The 20,217-nt window shown below is 47.1% G+C and carries 17 protein-coding genes; 8 read left to right on the top strand and 9 right to left on the bottom strand.

All coding sequences use genetic code 11. The features are described from left to right. Nucleotides 1-52: 52 nt before the first annotated feature. The 8 genes from glmM to BUB52_RS04060 all read right to left on the bottom strand — a co-directional run bounded on the left by glmM (nt 53) and on the right by BUB52_RS04060 (nt 9,485). On the bottom strand, nt 53-1,441 hold the full coding sequence (gene glmM / locus BUB52_RS04025; RefSeq protein WP_009122713.1) for a phosphoglucosamine mutase: 1,389 nt from the start codon (nt 1,439-1,441) through the stop codon (nt 53-55). A gap of 26 nt (nt 1,442-1,467) precedes the next feature. Further along, nucleotides 1,468-2,088 (bottom strand): BamK family beta-barrel-assembly machinery protein, encoded by a 621-nt coding sequence (locus BUB52_RS04030; protein ID WP_009122714.1) that lies wholly within the window; start codon nt 2,086-2,088, stop codon nt 1,468-1,470. Between the two features lie 103 nt (nt 2,089-2,191). Then, on the bottom strand, nt 2,192-3,229 hold the full coding sequence (locus BUB52_RS04035; protein WP_009122715.1) for a DHH family phosphoesterase: 1,038 nt from the start codon (nt 3,227-3,229) through the stop codon (nt 2,192-2,194). 89 nt (nt 3,230-3,318) lie between these two features. Then, entirely contained in the window at nt 3,319-5,373 is a 2,055-nt protein-coding gene (locus tag BUB52_RS04040; RefSeq protein WP_009122716.1) for a ComEC/Rec2 family competence protein, read from the bottom strand. Nucleotides 5,374-5,424: 51 nt separating this feature from the next. Further along, nucleotides 5,425-6,075, bottom strand: coding sequence for a ribulose-phosphate 3-epimerase (gene rpe / locus BUB52_RS04045; RefSeq protein ID WP_009122717.1), 651 nt, complete (start codon nt 6,073-6,075; stop codon nt 5,425-5,427). Between the two features lie 70 nt (nt 6,076-6,145). Further along, entirely contained in the window at nt 6,146-7,120 is a 975-nt protein-coding gene (gene fmt / locus BUB52_RS04050; protein WP_009122718.1) for a methionyl-tRNA formyltransferase, read from the bottom strand. A gap of 5 nt (nt 7,121-7,125) precedes the next feature. Beyond that, on the bottom strand, nt 7,126-8,916 hold the full coding sequence (locus tag BUB52_RS04055) for a chloride channel protein (protein WP_009122719.1): 1,791 nt from the start codon (nt 8,914-8,916) through the stop codon (nt 7,126-7,128). A 5-nt stretch (nt 8,917-8,921) separates the two neighbouring features. Further along, the gene (locus BUB52_RS04060) at nt 8,922-9,485 is read right to left on the bottom strand and encodes an L-threonylcarbamoyladenylate synthase (RefSeq protein ID WP_009122720.1); all 564 of its coding nucleotides are present in this window, start codon (nt 9,483-9,485) and stop codon (nt 8,922-8,924) included. A gap of 80 nt (nt 9,486-9,565) precedes the next feature. Here BUB52_RS04060 and BUB52_RS04065 point away from each other — a divergent pair, with 80 nt between their 5' ends. After that, nucleotides 9,566-9,997 carry an acyl-CoA thioesterase gene (locus tag BUB52_RS04065; protein WP_009122721.1) on the top strand — a complete coding sequence of 144 codons (432 nt, stop codon included), beginning with the start codon at nt 9,566-9,568 and terminating at the stop codon, nt 9,995-9,997. Nucleotides 9,998-10,151: 154 nt separating this feature from the next. Here the strand turns inward: BUB52_RS04065 and yaaA are convergent, their stop codons facing one another. Further along, nucleotides 10,152-10,916, bottom strand: a complete 765-nt coding sequence (yaaA, locus tag BUB52_RS04070) for a peroxide stress protein YaaA (protein ID WP_009122722.1) — start codon at nt 10,914-10,916, stop codon at nt 10,152-10,154. Nucleotides 10,917-11,155: 239 nt separating this feature from the next. On the opposite strand from yaaA, the gene recJ reads away from it, so the two are divergent. The 7 genes from recJ (at nt 11,156) to BUB52_RS04105 (ending at nt 20,202) form a co-directional block, all read left to right on the top strand. Beyond that, the gene (gene recJ / locus BUB52_RS04075) at nt 11,156-12,871 is read left to right on the top strand and encodes a single-stranded-DNA-specific exonuclease RecJ (RefSeq protein WP_009122723.1); all 1,716 of its coding nucleotides are present in this window, start codon (nt 11,156-11,158) and stop codon (nt 12,869-12,871) included. A 97-nt stretch (nt 12,872-12,968) separates the two neighbouring features. Continuing rightward, nucleotides 12,969-14,903, top strand: coding sequence for a RecQ family ATP-dependent DNA helicase (locus BUB52_RS04080; protein ID WP_009122724.1), 1,935 nt, complete (start codon nt 12,969-12,971; stop codon nt 14,901-14,903). Between the two features lie 77 nt (nt 14,904-14,980). Beyond that, on the top strand, nt 14,981-15,940 hold the full coding sequence (locus BUB52_RS04085) for a tetratricopeptide repeat protein (RefSeq protein ID WP_009122725.1): 960 nt from the start codon (nt 14,981-14,983) through the stop codon (nt 15,938-15,940). A 305-nt stretch (nt 15,941-16,245) separates the two neighbouring features. After that, a complete protein-coding gene (locus tag BUB52_RS04090) occupies nt 16,246-17,094 on the top strand; it encodes a prephenate dehydratase (protein ID WP_009122726.1) in 849 nt (282 codons plus the stop codon). Beyond that, entirely contained in the window at nt 17,075-18,250 is a 1,176-nt protein-coding gene (locus tag BUB52_RS04095) for a pyridoxal phosphate-dependent aminotransferase (protein WP_009122727.1), read from the top strand. Before BUB52_RS04090 ends, BUB52_RS04095 begins: the two co-directional genes overlap by 20 nt. Before the next feature lie 70 nt (nt 18,251-18,320). Next, entirely contained in the window at nt 18,321-19,388 is a 1,068-nt protein-coding gene (locus BUB52_RS04100; RefSeq protein ID WP_039951025.1) for a bifunctional 3-deoxy-7-phosphoheptulonate synthase/chorismate mutase type II, read from the top strand. 40 nt (nt 19,389-19,428) lie between these two features. After that, complete coding sequence (locus tag BUB52_RS04105) at nt 19,429-20,202, top strand: prephenate dehydrogenase (RefSeq protein ID WP_009122729.1); 774 nt, start codon at nt 19,429-19,431, stop codon at nt 20,200-20,202. Nucleotides 20,203-20,217 lie beyond the last annotated feature (15 nt).

The raw sequence follows: 20,217 nt of genomic DNA on the forward strand, positions 1-20,217 counted from the left end.
TTTCTATTTATGAGGGTTTCGACACACCCTCTTTCTTATTAGCTTTCTTATCTTATTTCGCCAAGTCCTCGATTACTTTCATAATCTGCCGACCGATTTCTTCGGCTGCTTCCGGCGTAGCCGCTTCGCTATAAACACGAATAATCGGTTCTGTGTTACTCTTGCGTAAATGTACCCATTTGTCAGGGAAGTCAATCTTTACACCGTCGATATCATTGATTTCTTCGTTTTTATAGATTTCCTTTACTTTGGCAAGGATGGCATCGACATCCGTATCCGGAGTTAAGTCTACACGGTTCTTAGCCATGAAATAAGCCGGATAAGTGGCACGCAGTTCGCTTACTTTCTTACCCTCGTGTGCCAGATGGCTAAGGAACAGGGCAATACCCACCAAGGCATCGCGTCCGTAGTGGCTGGCGGGATAAATGACTCCACCATTGCCTTCGCCGCCGATAACAGCGCCTACCTCTTTCATCTTGGTAGTTACGTTCACTTCACCTACGGCGGAAGCGTAATATTGTTGGTCGTATTTACGGGTTACATCACGCAATGCACGGGTAGAACTCAAGTTAGAAACCGTATTGCCCGGAGTATGCTTCAATACATAATCGGCTACGGTAACCAGCGTGTATTCTTCACCATACATTTTGCCGTCTTCACAAATCATAGCCAAACGGTCTACATCCGGGTCCACCACAAAAGCGACATCGGCCTTACCGCCTTTCATCAGGTTCATGATGTCACCCAGATTCTTTTCCAAAGGTTCAGGGTTATGCTGGAAGTTACCGGTAGGTTCGCAATAGAGTTTTTCCACATGCTGTACTCCAAGTTGCTCCAACAGTTGCGGAAGGATGATACCGCCCACAGAGTTTACACAATCAATGGCTACACGGAAACCGGCTTTCTTAATGGCTTCCACATCCACTAAATCAAGCGCAAGTACGCTATCAATATGTTTTTGATTATAAGTCAGGTCTTTACGATAAGAGCCAAGCTTATCCACCTCCGCAAAATCGAAAGCTTCGGCCTCAGCGATACGAAGTACCTCGTTTCCTTCTTCTTTATTCAGGAATTCTCCTTTTTCATTCAGAAGCTTCAAAGCATTCCACTGTTTGGGATTGTGAGAGGCGGTCAGGATAATACCGCCGCTGGCGCCTTCCATGGTTACAGCCAACTCAGTGGTCGGGGTAGAAGCCAAATCAATGTCCACTACGTCCCAGCCCATACCCATAAGGGTACCTACTACCACATTCTTTACCATTTCGCCCGAGATGCGCGCATCACGGCCTACTACAATCTTGTTACTTTTTACAGTACACGTTTTGCGGATAAGGGTAGCGTATGCCGAAGTAAACTTCACGATGTCGAGCGGATTCAACCCCTCGCCTACACCACCGCCGATCGTTCCGCGGATTCCAGAGATAGATTTGATTAGAGTCATAGGTTAATAATTTAAATATTGGTTAGTTATTTCCAGATTTGATATTTCCGGATATCGTAATAATAAGGATATACGTATTGCATAGCCGTCTGATGTCCCATCTTGGAAGGAATAATCAGTCTTACGTGAGCCATATCACGCACATAAGTCAACGGGACAAGCCATCCTGCCGGAACAGCCGGCGAAGAATAGTAGGTCATCATGTATCCCTGCAAGAAAGTTCCCGCTATGGAAGACGAGGTCACCGTATAACGGAATGCGTCCACAGTTTCCACAGCGCTCAAATTAGATAACGCGGTATCTTTATCAAGGATACTGTACTCCATAAAACGTACCAGTATCTCATCATTATTCTTCACCGTATCAGCCTCGTTCTCGGAGCCTTTATCTACAATCTGCATATATACTCCACTGGCAAGCTGCACAAACTCATCCACGCCGTCTCCTTTTTCCTTAGACTTTGTCGTAGAGTCCTGTGCATAAAACTCCGATTGTGAGATTATCTTAAAGTCATTCTTTTTGATAAAGTCATTTATACCGTCTTTTTCCTCTTCCAGCATCTCTGCATAGGTCTTGCTATCATCGCAGGCTTGAAAGCCCAAACTGAGTGCCAATAAAGACAAAAAGAATAAAGTAAGTTTCTTCATTTCTGTTATTTAGTAATTTCGTACAAAAATATCTGATTTCCTTGAAAGTTAAAAGCTGCAAGTGGAAAGTTCGTATCTTTTAACCTTTACAGCCAAACTTTTTTTATCCTTTGGCATTAAGCAGCGGCTTAAACTTTTCCAACGCCAGCTCCAGCACTTTTTCAGCTTCTTCCAACGTTCCGTAAAATTCTCCGCCGGAAGCATTTAAGTGTCCGCCGCCGTTAAAAAACTCAGCAGCGAGCCGGTTGCAAGGAAAACTTCCCACCGAACGCAAGGAGACCTTTATCATCGGCTTTTCCGTATCCTCACGCAGGAAACAGGAGAACACTACATTTTTGATACTCAACGGTATGTTTACAAAACCCTCGCTATCGCCGCGGATATAGTTGAAATTGCTTTGTTCTTTCTTGGTCAGCGTAATCAAAGCGGCATGATGTTCCGGATAGACTTTCATCTGCGACAGCACATGCCCCATAAGACGCAAACGGCTCTCGGAATAGGTGTTATACACTTTCCGGTAAATATCGTCCTTGTCAATGCCTTTTGAGAGCAACTCGCTGATGATAAAGTATATTTCACGATTATTGGAATTATACGTAAAGCCGCCCGTATCGGTCATCATACCTGTATAGATACATTCCGCTCCCTCCTTTGTGATGTCACTGAAATATCCCATGCGGCAGATCAGACGAAAAACAAGCTCCGAAGTAGAAGATATCTCGGGGTGGGAAATTATGATTCTGCAAAAATCTTCCGGGTTCAGATGATGGTCTACCAGTATTTTCCGTGCAGGAGAAGCAGATACGGCATCCGCCATTGCATCGATACGGCTGATGGCGTTGAAATCAAGGCAACATATCACATCCGCCTCCGCTATCAATTTATCGGCGAACTCTTTATAGCGGTCATACAAAAGTATGTCCTTACTGCCGGGCATCCACCGCAAAAAATCCGGAAAAGCATTCGGAACGATAACAGTCGCGTCCTTGTCTTGCGTATTGAGAAAATGCCATAATCCTAAGGAAGAACCTATTGCATCCCCATCGGGAGCCACATGAGCAACAATAACAATTTTATCCGCACGTTCCATCCACTTGGCAAAGTGGTCTATCTTAGATTGCTCTATTACTTTAGTCAACATATAGTTTTTACGATTTACGTTCTGAATAAACAGGGAATTCCGTTTATCCCCAACAAATGAAAGGGCAAAAGTACGAAAAAGTTTATGATTTATAATGATATGCGCACAGAACCTTTTTCAGAAAGGGAAAGATAAGAAATTCCCAGTCGAATACAATCATTGATAATCCTCTCCTGATAATAATCGGAAACGGATGAGTCTATCACTACCGTACCCACTTCAAATAAAGAAACCAGCTCTTTTATACCGCCTTTATATCCCTGAGAAACATATAAATAGTCAATAGAGATGGGAATATCGGCAACTCTATTCCGCCAACGGTTATCGCACAGCAGGCAAATACGTTTTCCTGCATAAAACACGATTTGATTCCGGACAGAAATATCCGGCGCAGAATAATCTCCCGTTATTACGGCAGGAGATTTCAGACGCAAACGGTTCCAATGGGGAGTAAGCGCACGTTCCAAACGGGTAATATCGGACAGGCTGTCAGTACAAACCAGCCATGAATAAGAGTTATCGGTCAAACAATGTACCGCAGGACACCCCCGGACATTATAGAAGACAAGGCTGCGACGGGAAGCATCCGCCATAAACGAATACGAATGATAGGAAACGCAAAGCAGCAGAGCGGACAAAGCGATATAAACATTCGTTGCCGTACGCCTTGTTACGGCACGGCACAATAACAACAAAGAGAAATAGAACAGAAAGACCTCCCGGATATCCATCCGGATATGGTCGATAGAGGCCAAAGGAAGTTGCTCAATCCAACGGAGCACCGTATTTTGCAGTCGAATCAACATCTCTGTCATCTCTGCAAAGAAATGTTGCAAGCTGGGAAAAGGAGTTAAGGCAAGCAATACAACAGTCGCATACACAATCAACGACACCAGCGGAATCACCCATAAGTTTGTCAGGAGAAAATGCGTGGAAAAACGTGAGAAATAAAGCATGACCAGAGGCGCCGTCCCTATTTGGGCGGCTATGGAAACGGTTATTAAGGCCCAAACTTTTCGCAGCGCCGTATTTTTAACCGGCAACAAGCCGTATAACCCGGGTTGCAGGAGCAAAATCGCCGTAACAGCCGCAAAAGACAGTTGAAAACCAACATCAAACAACCATACGGGATTGAACAATAACATCAAGAAAGCCGTAGCTCCCAACGTATTCAGCGTCAGCCTTTGGCAAGCGGGGAATAGAGCGGAAAGCAGCCAAAACGAGCACATGATAACAGCGCGTACCACAGAAGAGGACAATCCGGTAAGAAAAGCAAATCCCCATAAAGACAAGATTACCGACAGCAGCAAAAAGGGTTTCAAAAACCGCCACCTGTTCCACAAAGGCGATAAAACAAACAATAATAAAGCCGAAATGAAACCGATATGCAATCCGGAAAGCGCCAGTACATGGCTGGCTCCGGCTACTGAATATGTCTCGATTACATGCTCGCTCAGCTCTTCCTTGCAGCCTACCGTAAGCGCAGAAAGTATCGCCAGCTCATCCCCGTGGAAACCCATATTCCGATACCCTGCAACCATCTTATCACGGCAGTCCGAAGCCTGCTGACGAAAAGTAGAGGAACCGTCACAACCAATTCTGCGCCAATATCCGGCATGTACATAAGCGCTTCCGCAGATTCCCTTTCTGAGAAGATAACGGGCATAATCGAATTCATCCGGATTTCCATTATTCACCGGTGGAGACAAACGGGCATAAACCAACAGCCTGTCCCCTCTTTTCAGAGAATATGCCGCAGAATCTTTAGGGAAATAAAATAGGAAGGTCTTTTCTGAAAAGTCATATAAGAGTGTGTCCTTCAACACTTCTCCTCTCAAAACGGCATGAAACAGAATACTGTTTTTCTTGATTTCCGGCTTTGCCGTAAGAACAACCTGATAAGCGGAAGATTTTTCCGTATTCGGAAATGCATGGTCAGCCTGCTTTAACTGTAAACTTACCAAAGCCCCGCCCAATACGAAACAAGCCAAAAATACGACAACCCCATATAGCTTACAAAGGGCATAATACTTACGGCTGAGAAGATATGCGCCTATCAACAGCAGGATTACAGCTATCCATAGACTGGCAGGCAGTATATAAGGATATTTATCCCCATATACTATTCCACCGACCAACGGCATCAACAGTCGCAGGAAAGGATGCCGTTGTAAGTTGTCTGTTATCAATAAATATTACAGATTCTTCAAAGCGCGGATGGCTTCCGCCGGATCAGGAGCCGAAAAGACGGCGTTACCGGCTACCAAAGCATTAGCGCCTGCCTCTACCAAACGGGCGCCTGTCTCTAAATTCACACCACCGTCAACCTCTATCAGAGCCTCCGAACCGGTCACCGTTATCAATTCACGCAACTCGCGCACCTTATCAACGGTATGCTCGATAAATTTCTGACCGCCGAATCCCGGATTTACCCCCATTATCAATACCATATAAACATCATCTATGATGTCCCTCAACATAGCCACAGGAGTAGCCGGGTTGATAGTAACCGCAGGCAGCATTCCCGCTTCACGGATTTGCTGCACTACCCGATGCAGATGCGGACACGCCTCATAGTGCACGTTCATTATACGCGCCCCCAAAGCCTTTACTTCAGGAATAAACTTTTCCGGTTGCACTATCATCAAATGCACGTCCAAAGGCTTTTCCGTAAGCTTCGCCACATATTTCAGCACAGGAAAGCCGAAAGAGATGTTGGGAACAAACACGCCGTCCATTATATCGATGTGCACCCAGTCGGCTTCACTGCCGTTAATCATTTCAATATCATTTGCCAAATACGCAAAATCGGCAGACAGTATGGAAGGGGATATTATAGGTTTCATATCAGTTACATTCTATTAGGTTACATGAATTACAACAAACAAATATACAGAAAAGATTTCAGATTAACAGTCAGCGCACCTTGTATTCTTCTGTCAATTTAAATCCCCGTAACAGTTCATCCGTTTTCAGCCGTTTCTTACCCGGAAGCTGCAACGCGTTCACACTAATCCAGCCGTCTGCGCCCGCTATACGAATATACGTCTTACCGTCGGTCTGCAAAGTTCCGGGGGCGAATGAGTGCGGGCGTTCCACTTTCTCCGTTTCAAATATTTTCAGAACCACTACCGTTCCGTCCGGCTGTACCAGTTCCGTCCATGCGGCGGGATAGGGAGACAGACCGCGGATAAAATCATAAATGCGCTTGACCGGCTGGCTCCAATCGATACGGCAAGTATCTTTGAATATCTTGGGAGCCGGACGCAGTTCGCCCGCTACAACCATTTCTTCCTGTGGAACGGATCTTACCGCATCGGCAAGAATAGCGTCCACCGTTTCCGTTACCAAACGGCCGCCAAGCATCATCAGCTTGTCATGAACAATACCGACATTATCCGTGTCAGCAATCGGGACACGGACTTGTTGGATAACCTCTCCCGTATCTATTTCATGTTTCAAGAAGAAAGTAGTGATACCCGTTTCCGTGTCACCGTTGATAACCGCCCAGTTGATAGGAGCGGCGCCGCGGTATTGCGGTAGCAACGAAGCATGCAGATTGAAAGTTCCCAAACGCGGCATATTCCACACCACTTCCGGCAACATCCTGAAAGCGACTACAATCTGTAAATCGGCGTTCCAAGCGCGCAAAGCCCCGACAAACGTTTCGTCTTTCAACTTTTCAGGCTGGAGAAGCGGTAAGTCATGCTCCAGCGCATATTGTTTCACCGGAGAGAATTGCACCTTATGCCCTCGCCCTGCCGGCTTATCGGGCATAGTAATCACTCCTACTACATTATATCCGCCTTCCACGAGGCAGCGCAAGGGTTCCACCGCAAATTCGGGAGTACCCATATATACAATCCGTAAATCTTCTTTCTTCATAATCATCTCTTTTAATCTTCCGAAAAATGTACCAATACCTGACGGTACGAGTTGAATATCTTCGATTTGGAAACGAAACCGAGGTACTTGCCCTCTTCATCCACTACCGGCAGATTCCATGCTTTCGTATCGTCGAAAGTACGCATCACCTGCTCCATGCTGTCCGTATTATAAAGACGCGCCGGAGCGGAAGTCATCAATTTACCCACCGTAAAACGATGATACAGTTCCTGGCGGAACATGATATTGCGTATATCGTCCAGCAAGACAATACCGATTAGTTTACCCTCATTATCCGTTACCGGAAATATATTGCGGTGAGAAGCGGAGATAGCCTTCACCAATTCGGCAAGTTCCATCTCCGGATGCACTGCGATAAAATCTTTCTCTACCACATTTTCCACTTTCATCAACGTCAGCACCGCCTTATCCTTATGATGCGTCAGCAGTTCTCCCTTCTTTGCCAAACGCATGGAGTAAATGCTATGCGGCTCAAAAACGATAATCGTCAAATAAGAGCTGACCGAAACTATCATCAGCGGCAGGAACAAGTCGTACCCTCCCGTCAACTCGGCAATCAGGAATACGCCCGTCAGCGGCGCGTGCATGACACCGCTCATCACTCCCGCCATCCCCATCAGGGCAAAATTCTTTTCGGGCAGAAAAGCGGTGGTCTCAAACTCATTGCTGAAGTGGGAGAATACGAATCCGGCAATACATCCCAAATAAAGAGAAGGCGCAAAAATACCACCGCACCCGCCACCGCCATTCGTTGCGCTCGAAGCGAAAACCTTAAACAGGATTATCAGCATCAGGTACAACAGCAGCAACTGGCTATGACCGTAGAAGAAAGAGTTATTCATTACCGTATCCCACTCTATTTTGCTTGTACCGTTAAGCAGCAATTCTATCGTATCATAACCCTCACCGTAAAGCGGCGGGAAAAGGAATATCAGAATACTCAACATGGAACCGCCCACCAGCAGTTTCTTATAAGGAACTTTCAGTTTACCGAACATACCCTCCACCGAATTCATGGCACGGGTAAAATAAAGAGAAACCAGTCCGCAGAAAATACCCAGCATAATCACATAGGGAATACGCTCCAGTTCAAAGGCTTGGTCAAGATGAAACTTAAACATGGCTTCCGTACCCGTCACGATATAAGAAACGGTCGCCGCCGTCACTGCCGAAATCAGCAATGGAAGCAGCGAGGACATGGTCAAGTCTATCATCAGCACCTCCAACGTAAACACAAGCCCCGCAATCGGAGCTTTGAAAATACCCGCCACAGCACCGGCGGCGCCACATCCCACCAGTAACATAAGCGTACGGTGCTCCATTTTGAACAGACTTCCCAGATTAGAGCCGATGGCCGAGCCTGTAAGCACAATCGGCGCCTCCGCTCCGACCGAACCACCGAACCCGATTGTTATGGAACTGGCGATAATGGACGACCACGTATTATGCCGTTTGATACGTCCCTGCCTGCGGGATATGGCATATAGAATTTTCGTAACTCCATGACTGATATCATCCTTTACGACATAGCGTACAAACAGCCCTGCCAAAAAGATTCCCACCACCGGATATATCAAATACTGGTAATTAGCCTCTGTCGTATCGAAGTTCTCCGTAAGAAAGTTCTGTATCCAGTGTATCAGCATTTTCAATATCAATGCGGCAAATGCCGTAAAGATACCGACCAGAAAGCTAAGAACCAGAATAAACCGTTTCTCCTTAACATTCTTCTCACGCCAAATGATAAAGCGTTGTAACCAACCTCTTTCTTCTCCAGCCATCTTCCTTATTCACGGATTATTTTAATCACCCCGCCTTTACCCAGTTTAATAATGCTGGACGGCTTCGGATTACTCATCTCTTCTTGCCGATAACCTACAATATAATCTACGGCCGACTTAACCTCCTCACTTATTTCACTGAAATTCTTCGGTGAGGGTTGCCCGCTGATATTGGCAGAGGTAGAAACAATCGCCTTGCGGAACTGCTGGCAAAGACGTTTGGAGAACTCTTCATTCGTCACCCTGATACCTGCGCTGCCGTCCTCCGCCAGCAAATTTGCCGCCAGATTACGTGCGCCCGAATAAATAATAGTCAACGGTTTGTCTGCCAAATCTATCAAGTCCCATGCCACTTCCGGGACATCCCGAACATAGAAATCCACCTTTACGGAAGAATCTACCAACACCAGCATCGCCTTGCTGTCCTGACGCTGCTTTATTTCATATACACGGCGCACCGCATCTTCGTTGGTAGCGTCACAACCAATACCCCAAACGGTATCGGTGGGATACAGAATTACCCCGCCTTCCCGCATTACCTGGCAGGCTTTTTTAATGTCTTCTATCATTTCTTGATATATAAATACTGTGATTAACACGCAAAAGTAGTAAATTCGCCCCGATTACAAACAAAGTTTAAGAGAAAACAATGGAAGAGATTAAATTTAACCACACCCTACCTATACAACTGCGCTTCAACGACGTCGACAAATTCGGTCACGTCAACAACACCGTCTACTTCTCTTTTTATGATTTGGGTAAGACAGAATATTTTGCTTCCGTATGTCCGCATGTCGACTGGCAAAAAGACGGCATCGTCGTCGTCCATATAGAAGCCGATTTTCTTGCGCAGATTTATGGTTCCGACCACATTGCCGTACAAACCGCCGTAACAAAAATCGGAACAAAAAGTTTTCATCTCGCCCAACGCGTCATAGATACTGAAACGCAGGAAGTGAAATGCATCTGTACCTCTGTCATGGTAACGTACGACCTCAGCAAACATGAGTCCAAACCGCTGACAGAAGAATGGATTGAAGCAATCTGTAAATACGAAGGACGGGATTTACGTAAAAAATAAAGAGCCTGTCCCGGTATACATACGGCTTAGAGTATCTCTGCATACAGTCAGGGATAGCTAAGCCGTATACCGATATACTCTCATTTTTTACTGTATAACGGCAAAACCCACCTATTTCATCGCATCTGTTTATAGTATCGGTAATTGTCCGGGCTTATCCCAACGTAAACAGCAAGTGACTATCCGTACTGCGTTTCTCATCGAAGGCGAAGCCTTCCCACGAAAAGCCTCTCAAATCTTCAGGACGTTCAATACGGTTCTTAATGATGTAACGCACCATCTCGCCCCGGCACATCTTCGCATAAATAACAACCGTTTTCAGCTGCCCGCCCTTCCAAACCTGAAAATCAGGGGTAACAACCCGTACTTCTTCTTCCACCCGCTTCCAATCGAACAAATCTTTCATCTCACCGCTTGCCAGATTAATCAGTACACCGCCCCGGCTTTTGATTTCTTCCATAAAATAATCTGTCAGCAGCGGTTTCCAATAATTGAACATGGAAAGCCCGCCTTTTTCGGGCAGTCGTACATCACCCTCCAGACGATAAGGCTTGATTCCATCCAGCGGGCGGAGCAACCCATAGAGAAAAGAAGTGATACGGAGATGATTTTGCGCATAACGGAAATCATCAGCCGTAAATTCCTTTGGCAGAATACGTTTAAAAACAGCCCCTGTATATGCGCCGATTGCCGGCATAGGGTGATTGTCTTCCGAGCAGAAATCGTGAAAACGAACCCTGTTTTCCGCAGCGATCCTGGCATTCACCCTCAAGAGTTTTTCCAACTCTGCGGCAGGTATCTGCGACATTTCCAACGCATTCGCAACAGCTTCCGTTTCAAAATGCGGAACGGTTACTTCGGGTACCTTTAAAGAGCAACGCGACGCCATAGTCTTGGCGCAAGAAATGAAAGTAAGCATAATTTCAGCCTGTTTTTAATGAACAAAAGTCTTCTACTTATTTAGACCTTACAAAAATAAGAGGATTTTAGGAGAGAATACGCATCGTTAAGAATATTTTCTATAGAATTCACATCGGTTTCAAGAGTTTTTCATACCTTTACAGCTTGTTGGAGAAATAGCATATATCAAGCGGACGGTGAAAAGTCCTTTTTGTTCTCCGGCACTTTGCGATAGAAAAAGAAAAAATAATATATAAAATGACTCACAAATGGAATTATTTACCCATTACATCCGATCAGGCAGAAGCAAGCCAACGACTGGCCCAAGAATTAGGGATTAGCCCTGTACTTGGGGAATTGCTGGTGGAGCGGGGAATAACAACGGCAGCTGCCGCCAAAAAGTTTTTCCGCCCGCAACTACCGGATTTGTACGACCCGTTCCTCATGAAAGATATGGACGTGGCCGTAGAGCGCCTGAACAAGGCAATGGGAAAGAAAGAGCGCATTCTGATTTATGGAGATTATGATGTGGACGGAACCACCGCCGTGGCTTTGGTCTACAAGTTTATTCAACAGTTCTACTCGAACATAGACTATTACATACCCGACCGCTACAACGAAGGGTATGGAGTTTCAACCAAAGGTGTGGACTACGCCGCCGAAACCGGTGTGGGACTGATTATCGTATTGGATTGCGGCATCAAGGCCGTAGACGAAATCGCATACGCCAAAGAAAAAGGCATCGACTTCATCATCTGCGACCACCACGTGCCCGATGAGATATTGCCCCCTGCCGTAGCCATATTGAACGCCAAGCGCGAAGACAATACTTATCCCTACGAACACCTTTCGGGTTGCGGGGTAGGCTTTAAATTCATGCAGGCGTTTGCCATCAGCAACGGCATCGAGTTTCATCACCTGATTCCCCTGTTGGACTTGGTTGCGGTCAGCATCGCTTCGGACATCGTACCGATTATGGGAGAGAACCGCATACTTGCCTATCATGGTCTGAAACAGCTCAACAGCAATCCGAGCGTAGGACTGAAAGCCATCATCGACGTGTGCGGACTGTCGGAAAAAGAAATTACCGTCAGCGATATAGTATTCAAGATAGGCCCGCGCATCAACGCATCGGGACGTATTCAGAACGGTAAGGAAGCGGTAGACCTGCTGACGGAAAAGGATTTCTCGCTCGCTTTGGAAAAGGCCGGGCAAATCAACCAATATAACGAAACCCGTAAGGACCTCGACAAGACAATGACCGAAGAGGCCAATCAAATCGTTGCCGAACTGGAAGGACTGGCCGACCGCCGTTCTATCGTGTTGTACAACGAAGACTGGCACAAAGGGGTAATCGGCATTGTGGCTTCCCGCCTGACGGAAGTATATTATCGTCCGGCCGTAGTACTGACCCGTACGGATGATATGGCGACCGGTTCGGCACGCTCCGTTTCCGGCTTTGATGTATACAAAGCCATCGAATATTGCAGGGATTTGCTGGAGAATTTCGGCGGTCACACCTATGCCGCCGGACTGTCCATGAAGGTGGAAAACGTTCCCGCCTTCACCGAACGTTTTGAAGAATTCGTTTCACAGCATATCCTGCCGGAACAAACCAGCGCCGTAATCGACATCAACGCAGAAATCGACTTCCGGGATATTACGCCCAAATTCTGCAACGATTTAAAAAAGTTCAACCCGTTTGGTCCCGACAACACCAAACCTGTCTTCTGTACCCATAACGTGTACGACTACGGAACCAGTAAAGTCGTAGGACGCGACCAGGAACATATCAAACTGGAATTAGTGGATAACAAATCGAACAATGTAATGAACGGCATCGCTTTCGGACAAAGTTCCCACGTTCGCTACATCAAGACCAAACGTTCGTTTGACATTTGCTACACCATTGAAGAAAACACCCACAAACGGGGAGAAGTGCAATTGCAAATCGAAGACATAAAACCGAATTAGTTTAGTTGAAAGTCAAGAGTTGAAAGTTGGGCTGCGCAGTTTGGTTTTCAACTCCTGACTCTCAACTTTCAACTTTTCACTTTCAACTCCCAACGCCATGTCCGCCCAGCCCGATAACCCTCAATTTTCAACTCTCAACTCCCGACTTTTAAAACAGTATTGGGGATACGACCGCTTCCGGGGAATCCAGGAAGATATTATCAACAGTATCAGTGAGAACAAAGACACATTGGGACTGATGCCTACGGGTGGCGGTAAGTCCATTACTTTCCAAGTTCCGGCACTTGCCAAAGACGGATTATGTCTGGTTATTACCCCCCTGATAGCCCTGATGAAAGACCAAGTGCAGAATTTAAGGAAGCGGGGCATCAAAGCGCTTGCCATCTACTCCGGCATGAACCGGCAGGACATTATCACAACCCTCGAGAACTGCATCTTCGGCGACTATAAGTTCCTCTACATCTCCCCCGAACGGCTGGATACGGAAATCTTCCGTATCAAACTGCGGAAAATGAAGGTCAGCATGATTACGGTGGACGAAAGCCATTGTATTTCGCAATGGGGGTACGACTTCCGTCCCGCCTACCTGAAAATTGCGGAAATACGTGAACTGCTGCCGGACGCTCCGGTTCTGGCCTTGACAGCTACCGCAACTCCGGAAGTTGTGAAGGACATCCAGACCCGCTTGCATTTCCGCCGGGAAAATGTATTCCGCATGAGTTTCGAGCGGAACAACCTTGCCTATATCGTCCGTAAGACGGAGAACAAAACGGCCGAACTGCTGCATATATTGCGCAGTATGCCCGGCAGCGCCATTGTGTATGTACGCAATCGCCGCCGTACCAAAGAAATCACCGAACTGCTGAATAATGAAGATATCACAGCCGATTTCTACCATGCCGGACTGGACGATGCCTCCAAAGACATCCGACAGCACCGCTGGCAATCCGGTGAAAGCCGCGTCATGGTAGCCACCAACGCCTTTGGAATGGGCATAGACAAGCCGGATGTGCGCATTGTTATCCACATGGATTTGCCCGACTCCATAGAGGCCTATTTTCAGGAAGCCGGGAGAGCCGGTCGCGACGGGCAAAAAGCCTATGCCGTCATCCTGTACGCCAAATCGGACAAAACCACGCTGCACAAGCGCATACCCGACACTTTTCCGGAAAAAGACTATATTAAAGATGTGTACGAGCATCTTCAATACTACTACCAGATGGCAATGGGAGACGGACTGGAATGTGTACGGGAATTCAACATCGAGGATTTCTGCCGTAAGTTCAAGCACTTCCCCGTCCCGGTGGACAGCGCACTGAAAATCCTGACCCAGGCAGGCTATCTGGAATATACCGGAGAACAGGATAACACCTCACGCATCCTCTTTACCATACGCAGGGACGAACTTTACAGGCTGCGCGAAATGGGTGAAGACATGGACAAACTCATTCAAGCCGTACTCCGTTCCTATACAGGGGTATTTACAGACTACACCTATATCAACGAAGATTCGCTCGCCGTGCGCACGGGACTTACCCGCCGGCAAATCTACGAGTTGCTGGTTCACCTTGCCAAACTGCATATCGTAAATTACATCCCCCACAAAAAGACACCTTATATAATATACACGCGCGAACGTGTGGAGGCGCAACGCATCCACCTTTCTCCGGAAATTTATGAAGAACGGAAAGCCCGTTATGAAGCACGCATCAATTCCATACTGGACTACGTAACCAACGACACCGTATGCCGCAGCCGTATGCTGCTGGATTACTTCGGAGAGAAAAACGAACATAATTGCGGGCAGTGCGACACTTGCATCAGTCTGCGCAACAAGCCTGCAACCGACAGGCCGACCTCCAAAGAGCTTGCCGGAAAAATACAAGAGATACTCTCTTCCGCCCCGCAAACTCCCGCCGGTCTGCTCGAACAACTTCCGACGGACAAAGAGCTTTTGACCGAGGCATTACACCGATTATTGGACGAAGGAAAAATTATTGCCGTCAACGGAATACTGCAAATCAAAAAATAAATCATTACTTTTGCACGGTGCATACACGCACTGCTCCTATCAACCTATTAAAACATAACTAAAACAATATCATAACCATGGGATTCTTTAAATCTTTTTTCTCCGGCAAAGCGAGCAATCCGGAAGAGGAAAAACAAAAAAATAAGCAAAAGAACTTCGAGATATTCAAGTACGACGGTATGCGTGCCCAACGCATGGGACGCGCCGACTATGCCATTAAATGCTTTACCGAAGCCCTTGCGCTGCAAGAGGATTTCGAAACAATGGGCTATTTGGCGCAAGTATATATCCAGTCCAACGAACCGGACGAAGCCCGCAAACTTTTGGAGAAGATGACCCAAATAGAACCGGAGCATACCTCCACCTTCCTCACCCTTGCCAACGTCTGCTACATGCAAGAGGACTACGCCGCCATGGCGGAAGCCGCCCAAAAAGCCATCGCCATTGAAGAAGGCAGTGCCATGGCGCATTATCTGTTGGGCAAAGCCGACAACGGACAGAACGACGGCATTATGTGCATCGCCCATCTCACAAAAGCCATCGTATTGAAAGACGACTTCACCGAAGCCCGCCTGCTGCGCGCCGAAGCTCTGACGAAGATGCGGCAATACAAAGAAGCCATGGAAGACATCGATGCCGTACTCGCCCAAGACCCGGACGACGAAAGCGCCATATTGCTTCGCGGAAAGATAAAAGAAGCAACCGGCGCCGAGGCCGAAGCGGAAGCCGACTATCTTCATATAACCGAGTTGAATCCGTTCAACGAGCAGGCGTTCCTCTACTTGGGACAACTGTACATCGTCCAAAAGAAGCTGACCGAAGCTATCGCCCTGTTTGATGAAGCCATTGAGCTGAACCCTAACTTCGCCCAGGCCTACCACGAACGCGGGCGTGCCAAGCTGCTGAACGGTGACAAGGAAGGCTCTGTGGAAGACATGAAGCGCGGACTGGAACTGAACCCGAAAGACATACAAGGATTCACCGGACAATATGGCAATCAGCCGGGCAACAATACGACAAATGTATTGGGATTGTAAAAGATTATCTATAAATTGATACAAATATCAAAAAAAACATTGTTTTTTATTTGCGTATAAAAGAAAAGTATTACTTTTGTCGCGTAATTCAAAACAAGAGAACAGCAATGATGAAATCATTTACTTATGCATATTACTTCTTTTTTTACTTTTACTTTAGCCGGAAAGTAGAGCGGGAGTTTGTATGTATCAAGTGACAGTGATGCTTAAGAACTGAATAGAGAACTAAGTAATATATAGAATCCCGCTCCATTGTATGGAAGCGGGATTTTTTGTAGCATAAACTAAGAAAAAAACAGTCAGGAATGAAAAAAATAGCCATTCAAGGAACATTAGGTTCGTATCATGACATTGCCGCACACAAGTACTTCGAAGGAGAAGAAATACAGCTTATCTGCTGCGCTACCTTTGAGGATGTATTTGCAGCTGTCAAGAAAGACAGTCAGACCATAGGTATGCTGGCAATAGAAAATACGATTGCAGGCAGCTTGCTGCACAACAATGAGCTGCTCCGCCAAAGCGGCGCACAGATTGTGGGCGAATATAAGCTGCGCATCTCGCACAGCTTCGTTTGCTTGCCCGAAGAGGATTGGGACGACATCACGGAAGTAAATTCCCACCCCATCGCTCTGATGCAGTGCCGCGAGTTCCTCGGACAGCACCCCGGCATCAAAGTCGTGGAAGGCGAAGATACCGCCCTCAGTGCGGAGATTATCAAGAGAGAGAACCTGAAAGGACACGCCGCCATATGCTCCAAAGCCGCCGCCGAACGTTACGGCATGAAAGTGTTGCAGGAAGGCATCGAGACAAACAAGCACAACTTCACCCGCTTTCTGGTTGTGGCAGACCCGTGGCAGGTGGATGAACTGAGCCGTCACCGCAATAAGGAGGTCAACAAGGCAAGCATGGTATTCACGTTGCCGCATACCGAGGGAAGCCTCTCACAGGTATTGTCCATCCTGTCTTTCTACCGCATCAACCTGACAAAAATACAATCACTGCCCATCATCGGGCGCGAATGGGAATATCAATTCTATGTAGACGTGGTTTTCGACAATGTACTGAAGTATAAACAATCTATCGTGGCTATCACCCCGCTGACCAAAGAACTTAAAATATTAGGAGAATACGAAGATGGAAAATCAAATATCTAAAATAAAGCCCGCCGACCGACTGGCAAGCGTAAGCGAATACTACTTCTCTAAAAAACTGAAAGAGGTGGCGCAAATGAATGCCGAAGGCAAGGATGTAATCAGCCTGGGTATCGGCAGTCCCGATATGCCCCCCTCGGAAGACACCATACAAACGCTTTGCGATGCGGCGCGCAATCCTGACGGACATGGCTATCAACCCTACGTAGGTATTCCCGAATTGCGCCGCGGTTTTGCCGGATGGTATAAGAAATGGTACGGCGTGGAGCTGAACCCGAACACGGAAATACAGCCGCTCATCGGTTCCAAAGAAGGTATTCTGCACGTCACGCTGGCTTTCGTCAATCCCGGTGAGCAGGTATTGGTTCCCAACCCCGGCTATCCCACCTATACTTCATTGAGCAAGATATTGGGCGCCGAGGTCGTGAACTACAACCTGAAAGAAGAAAACGGCTGGATACCCGACTTCGATGAGCTGGAGAAAATGGATATGAGCCGTGTCAAACTGATGTGGACCAACTATCCCAATATGCCGACAGGAGCGAACGCCACGCCGGAGCTTTACCAAAAGCTGGTGGACTTCGCACGCCGTAAGGACATCGTCATCGTCAACGACAATCCGTACAGCTTTATCCTGAACGAACGTCCTATCAGCATTCTCGGCGTTCCGGGAGCGAAGGAATGCTGCATCGAGTTCAACTCCATGAGCAAGAGCCACAATATGCCGGGCTGGCGCATCGGTATGCTCGCCTCCAATGCCGACTTCGTACAATGGATACTGAAAGTGAAGAGCAACATAGACAGCGGTATGTTCCGCGCCATGCAGCTGGCAGCCGCCACTGCCCTGGAAGCCGGTGAAGAATGGTACGAGGGCAACAATAAGAACTATCGCGGACGCCGCCGGCTGGCAGGGGAAATAATGCGTGAACTGGGATGTACTTACGATGAAAGTCAGGTAGGCATGTTCCTTTGGGGAAAGATACCCGACAGTTGCGCCGATGTAGAGGAACTGACCGAGCGGGTATTGCATGAAGCGCGTGTATTCATCACTCCGGGATTTATCTTCGGCAGCAATGGAAAAAGATACATCCGTATCTCGCTTTGCGGCAAGGACGACAAACTGGCGGAAGCGTTGAAACGTATCAAAGCAATGAGATAATTTGATACGGAAGCGGGATAACGGCTTGGAAATATTTATACAACTGAATATAATTAAACAAATAAAGAATATGGAACTTGAATTAGAATCAATCTTGTTGCCGGGTATCGAAGAAAAACGTCCTCTGGTTATCGCCGGTCCATGCAGCGCAGAGACAGAAGAACAAGTTATGGATACCGCCAGGCAATTGTCTGCGAAAGGAATGAAGATATTCCGCGCGGGCATCTGGAAACCCCGTACCAAACCGGGCGGTTTCGAGGGTGTCGGCGTAGAAGGTTTGTCCTGGCTTAAAGAGGTGAAAAAGGAAACGGGCATGTATGTTTCCACTGAAGTAGCCACAGCCAAACATGTATATGAGTGCCTGAAAGCCGGAATAGACATACTTTGGGTAGGCGCCCGCACTACCGCCAATCCTTTTGCCGTACAGGAGATAGCAGATGCCCTGAAAGGCGTGGATATTCCGGTATTGGTAAAGAACCCCGTTAATCCGGACTTGGAATTATGGATTGGCGCCTTGGAGCGTATCAACAATGCCGGTCTGAAACGTCTTGGAGCCATCCACCGCGGTTTCAGCAGCTACGACAAAAAGCTCTACCGCAACCTGCCGCAATGGCATATCCCTATCGAACTGCGCCGCCGCATTCCAAACCTGCCTATCATTTGCGACCCGAGCCATATCGGCGGAAAGCGCGAACTGGTTGCTCCGCTTTGCCAGCAGGCAATGGACTTAGGCTTCAACGGTTTGATTATCGAAAGCCACTGCAACCCGGATTGCGCGTGGAGCGACGCCGCCCAGCAGGTTACGCCGGATGTATTGGATTATATCCTTAACCTGCTTGTTATCCGCAAGGACACGCAAAGCACCGAAAACCTCAGCGAATTGCGCAAGCAGATTGACGAGTGCGACAACAACCTCATTCAGGAATTAGCCAAAAGGATGCGCGTAGCCCGTGAAATCGGCACATACAAGAAAGAACATGATATGACCATCCTGCAAACGGGACGTTATAACGAGATTCTTGAAAAACGCGGCTCGCAAGGCGCACTGTGCGGCATGGATTCGGAATTTATCAAGAAAGTGTTTGAGGCGATACACGAGGAAAGCGTGCGCCAGCAAATGGAAATTATTAATAAGTGACAAGATAACTATATAACATTGTCACTATAACATCAAGTATATGCGAATATTAATACTCGGAGCCGGGAAAATGGGCTCTTTCTTTACGGATATTTTAAGTTTTCAACACGAGACGGCCGTGTTTGACGTCAACCCGCATCAATTGCGCTTTGTCTATAACACCTACCGTTTCACTACGCTGGAAGAAATCAAGGAGTTTGAACCGGAGCTGGTAATCAACGCCGCCACGGTAAAATATACTCTGGAGGCTTTCCGCCAGGTGTTGCCCGTACTGCCCAAAGACTGTATCATCAGCGATATCGCTTCGGTAAAGACGGGACTGAAAAAATTCTATGAAGAAAGCGGTTTCCGTTACGTGTCGACGCATCCCATGTTCGGACCGACTTTTGCCAGCCTGAGTAACCTGAATACGGAAAATGCCATCATCATCAGCGAAGGCGACCACTTGGGAAAAATCTTCTTCAAAGACCTGTACCAGACCATGAAGCTCAATATCTTTGAGTACACTTTCGACGAGCATGATGAAACGGTAGCCTATTCCTTGTCCATTCCTTTCGTTTCAACTTTTGTGTTTGCAGCGGTCATGAAGCATCAGGAAGCCCCGGGTACTACGTTCAAAAAGCATATGGCCATTGCCAAAGGCCTGTTGAGCGAGGACGATTATCTGCTCCAGGAAATTCTGTTCAATCCCCGTACGCCCGGACAAGTAGAGAATATACGCCTGGAACTGAAGCAGCTGTTGGAAATCATCAACAATAAGGATGCGGAAGGGATGAAGAAATACCTGACTAAAATCAGAGAGAAGATTAAATGATGATTTAATTCCCCT

It is taken from the genome of Bacteroides clarus YIT 12056 (genome assembly GCF_900129655.1).
GTDB lineage: Bacteria > Bacteroidota > Bacteroidia > Bacteroidales > Bacteroidaceae > Bacteroides > Bacteroides clarus.

Bases quoted from the DNA above. Each gene is read 5' to 3' on its own strand.
- recJ (WP_009122723.1), top strand. From the start codon at position 11,156: ATGACTCACAAATGGAATTATTTACCCATTACATCCGATCAGGCAGAA.
- fmt (WP_009122718.1), bottom strand. From the start codon at position 7,120: ATGATTATGAAGAAAGAAGATTTACGGATTGTATATATGGGTACTCCC.
- BUB52_RS04055 (WP_009122719.1), bottom strand. From the start codon at position 8,916: ATGGCTGGAGAAGAAAGAGGTTGGTTACAACGCTTTATCATTTGGCGT.
- BUB52_RS04030 (WP_009122714.1), bottom strand. From the start codon at position 2,088: ATGAAGAAACTTACTTTATTCTTTTTGTCTTTATTGGCACTCAGTTTG.
- BUB52_RS04060 (WP_009122720.1), bottom strand. From the start codon at position 9,485: ATGATAGAAGACATTAAAAAAGCCTGCCAGGTAATGCGGGAAGGCGGG.
- BUB52_RS04095 (WP_009122727.1), top strand. From the start codon at position 17,075: ATGGAAAATCAAATATCTAAAATAAAGCCCGCCGACCGACTGGCAAGC.
- glmM (WP_009122713.1), bottom strand. From the start codon at position 1,441: ATGACTCTAATCAAATCTATCTCTGGAATCCGCGGAACGATCGGCGGT.
- BUB52_RS04035 (WP_009122715.1), bottom strand. From the start codon at position 3,229: ATGTTGACTAAAGTAATAGAGCAATCTAAGATAGACCACTTTGCCAAG.
- yaaA (WP_009122722.1), bottom strand. From the start codon at position 10,916: ATGCTTACTTTCATTTCTTGCGCCAAGACTATGGCGTCGCGTTGCTCT.
- BUB52_RS04080 (WP_009122724.1), top strand. From the start codon at position 12,969: ATGTCCGCCCAGCCCGATAACCCTCAATTTTCAACTCTCAACTCCCGA.
- BUB52_RS04100 (WP_039951025.1), top strand. From the start codon at position 18,321: ATGGAACTTGAATTAGAATCAATCTTGTTGCCGGGTATCGAAGAAAAA.
- BUB52_RS04090 (WP_009122726.1), top strand. From the start codon at position 16,246: ATGAAAAAAATAGCCATTCAAGGAACATTAGGTTCGTATCATGACATT.
- BUB52_RS04040 (WP_009122716.1), bottom strand. From the start codon at position 5,373: ATGCCGTTGGTCGGTGGAATAGTATATGGGGATAAATATCCTTATATA.
- rpe (WP_009122717.1), bottom strand. From the start codon at position 6,075: ATGAAACCTATAATATCCCCTTCCATACTGTCTGCCGATTTTGCGTAT.
- BUB52_RS04105 (WP_009122729.1), top strand. From the start codon at position 19,429: ATGCGAATATTAATACTCGGAGCCGGGAAAATGGGCTCTTTCTTTACG.
- BUB52_RS04085 (WP_009122725.1), top strand. From the start codon at position 14,981: ATGGGATTCTTTAAATCTTTTTTCTCCGGCAAAGCGAGCAATCCGGAA.
- BUB52_RS04065 (WP_009122721.1), top strand. From the start codon at position 9,566: ATGGAAGAGATTAAATTTAACCACACCCTACCTATACAACTGCGCTTC.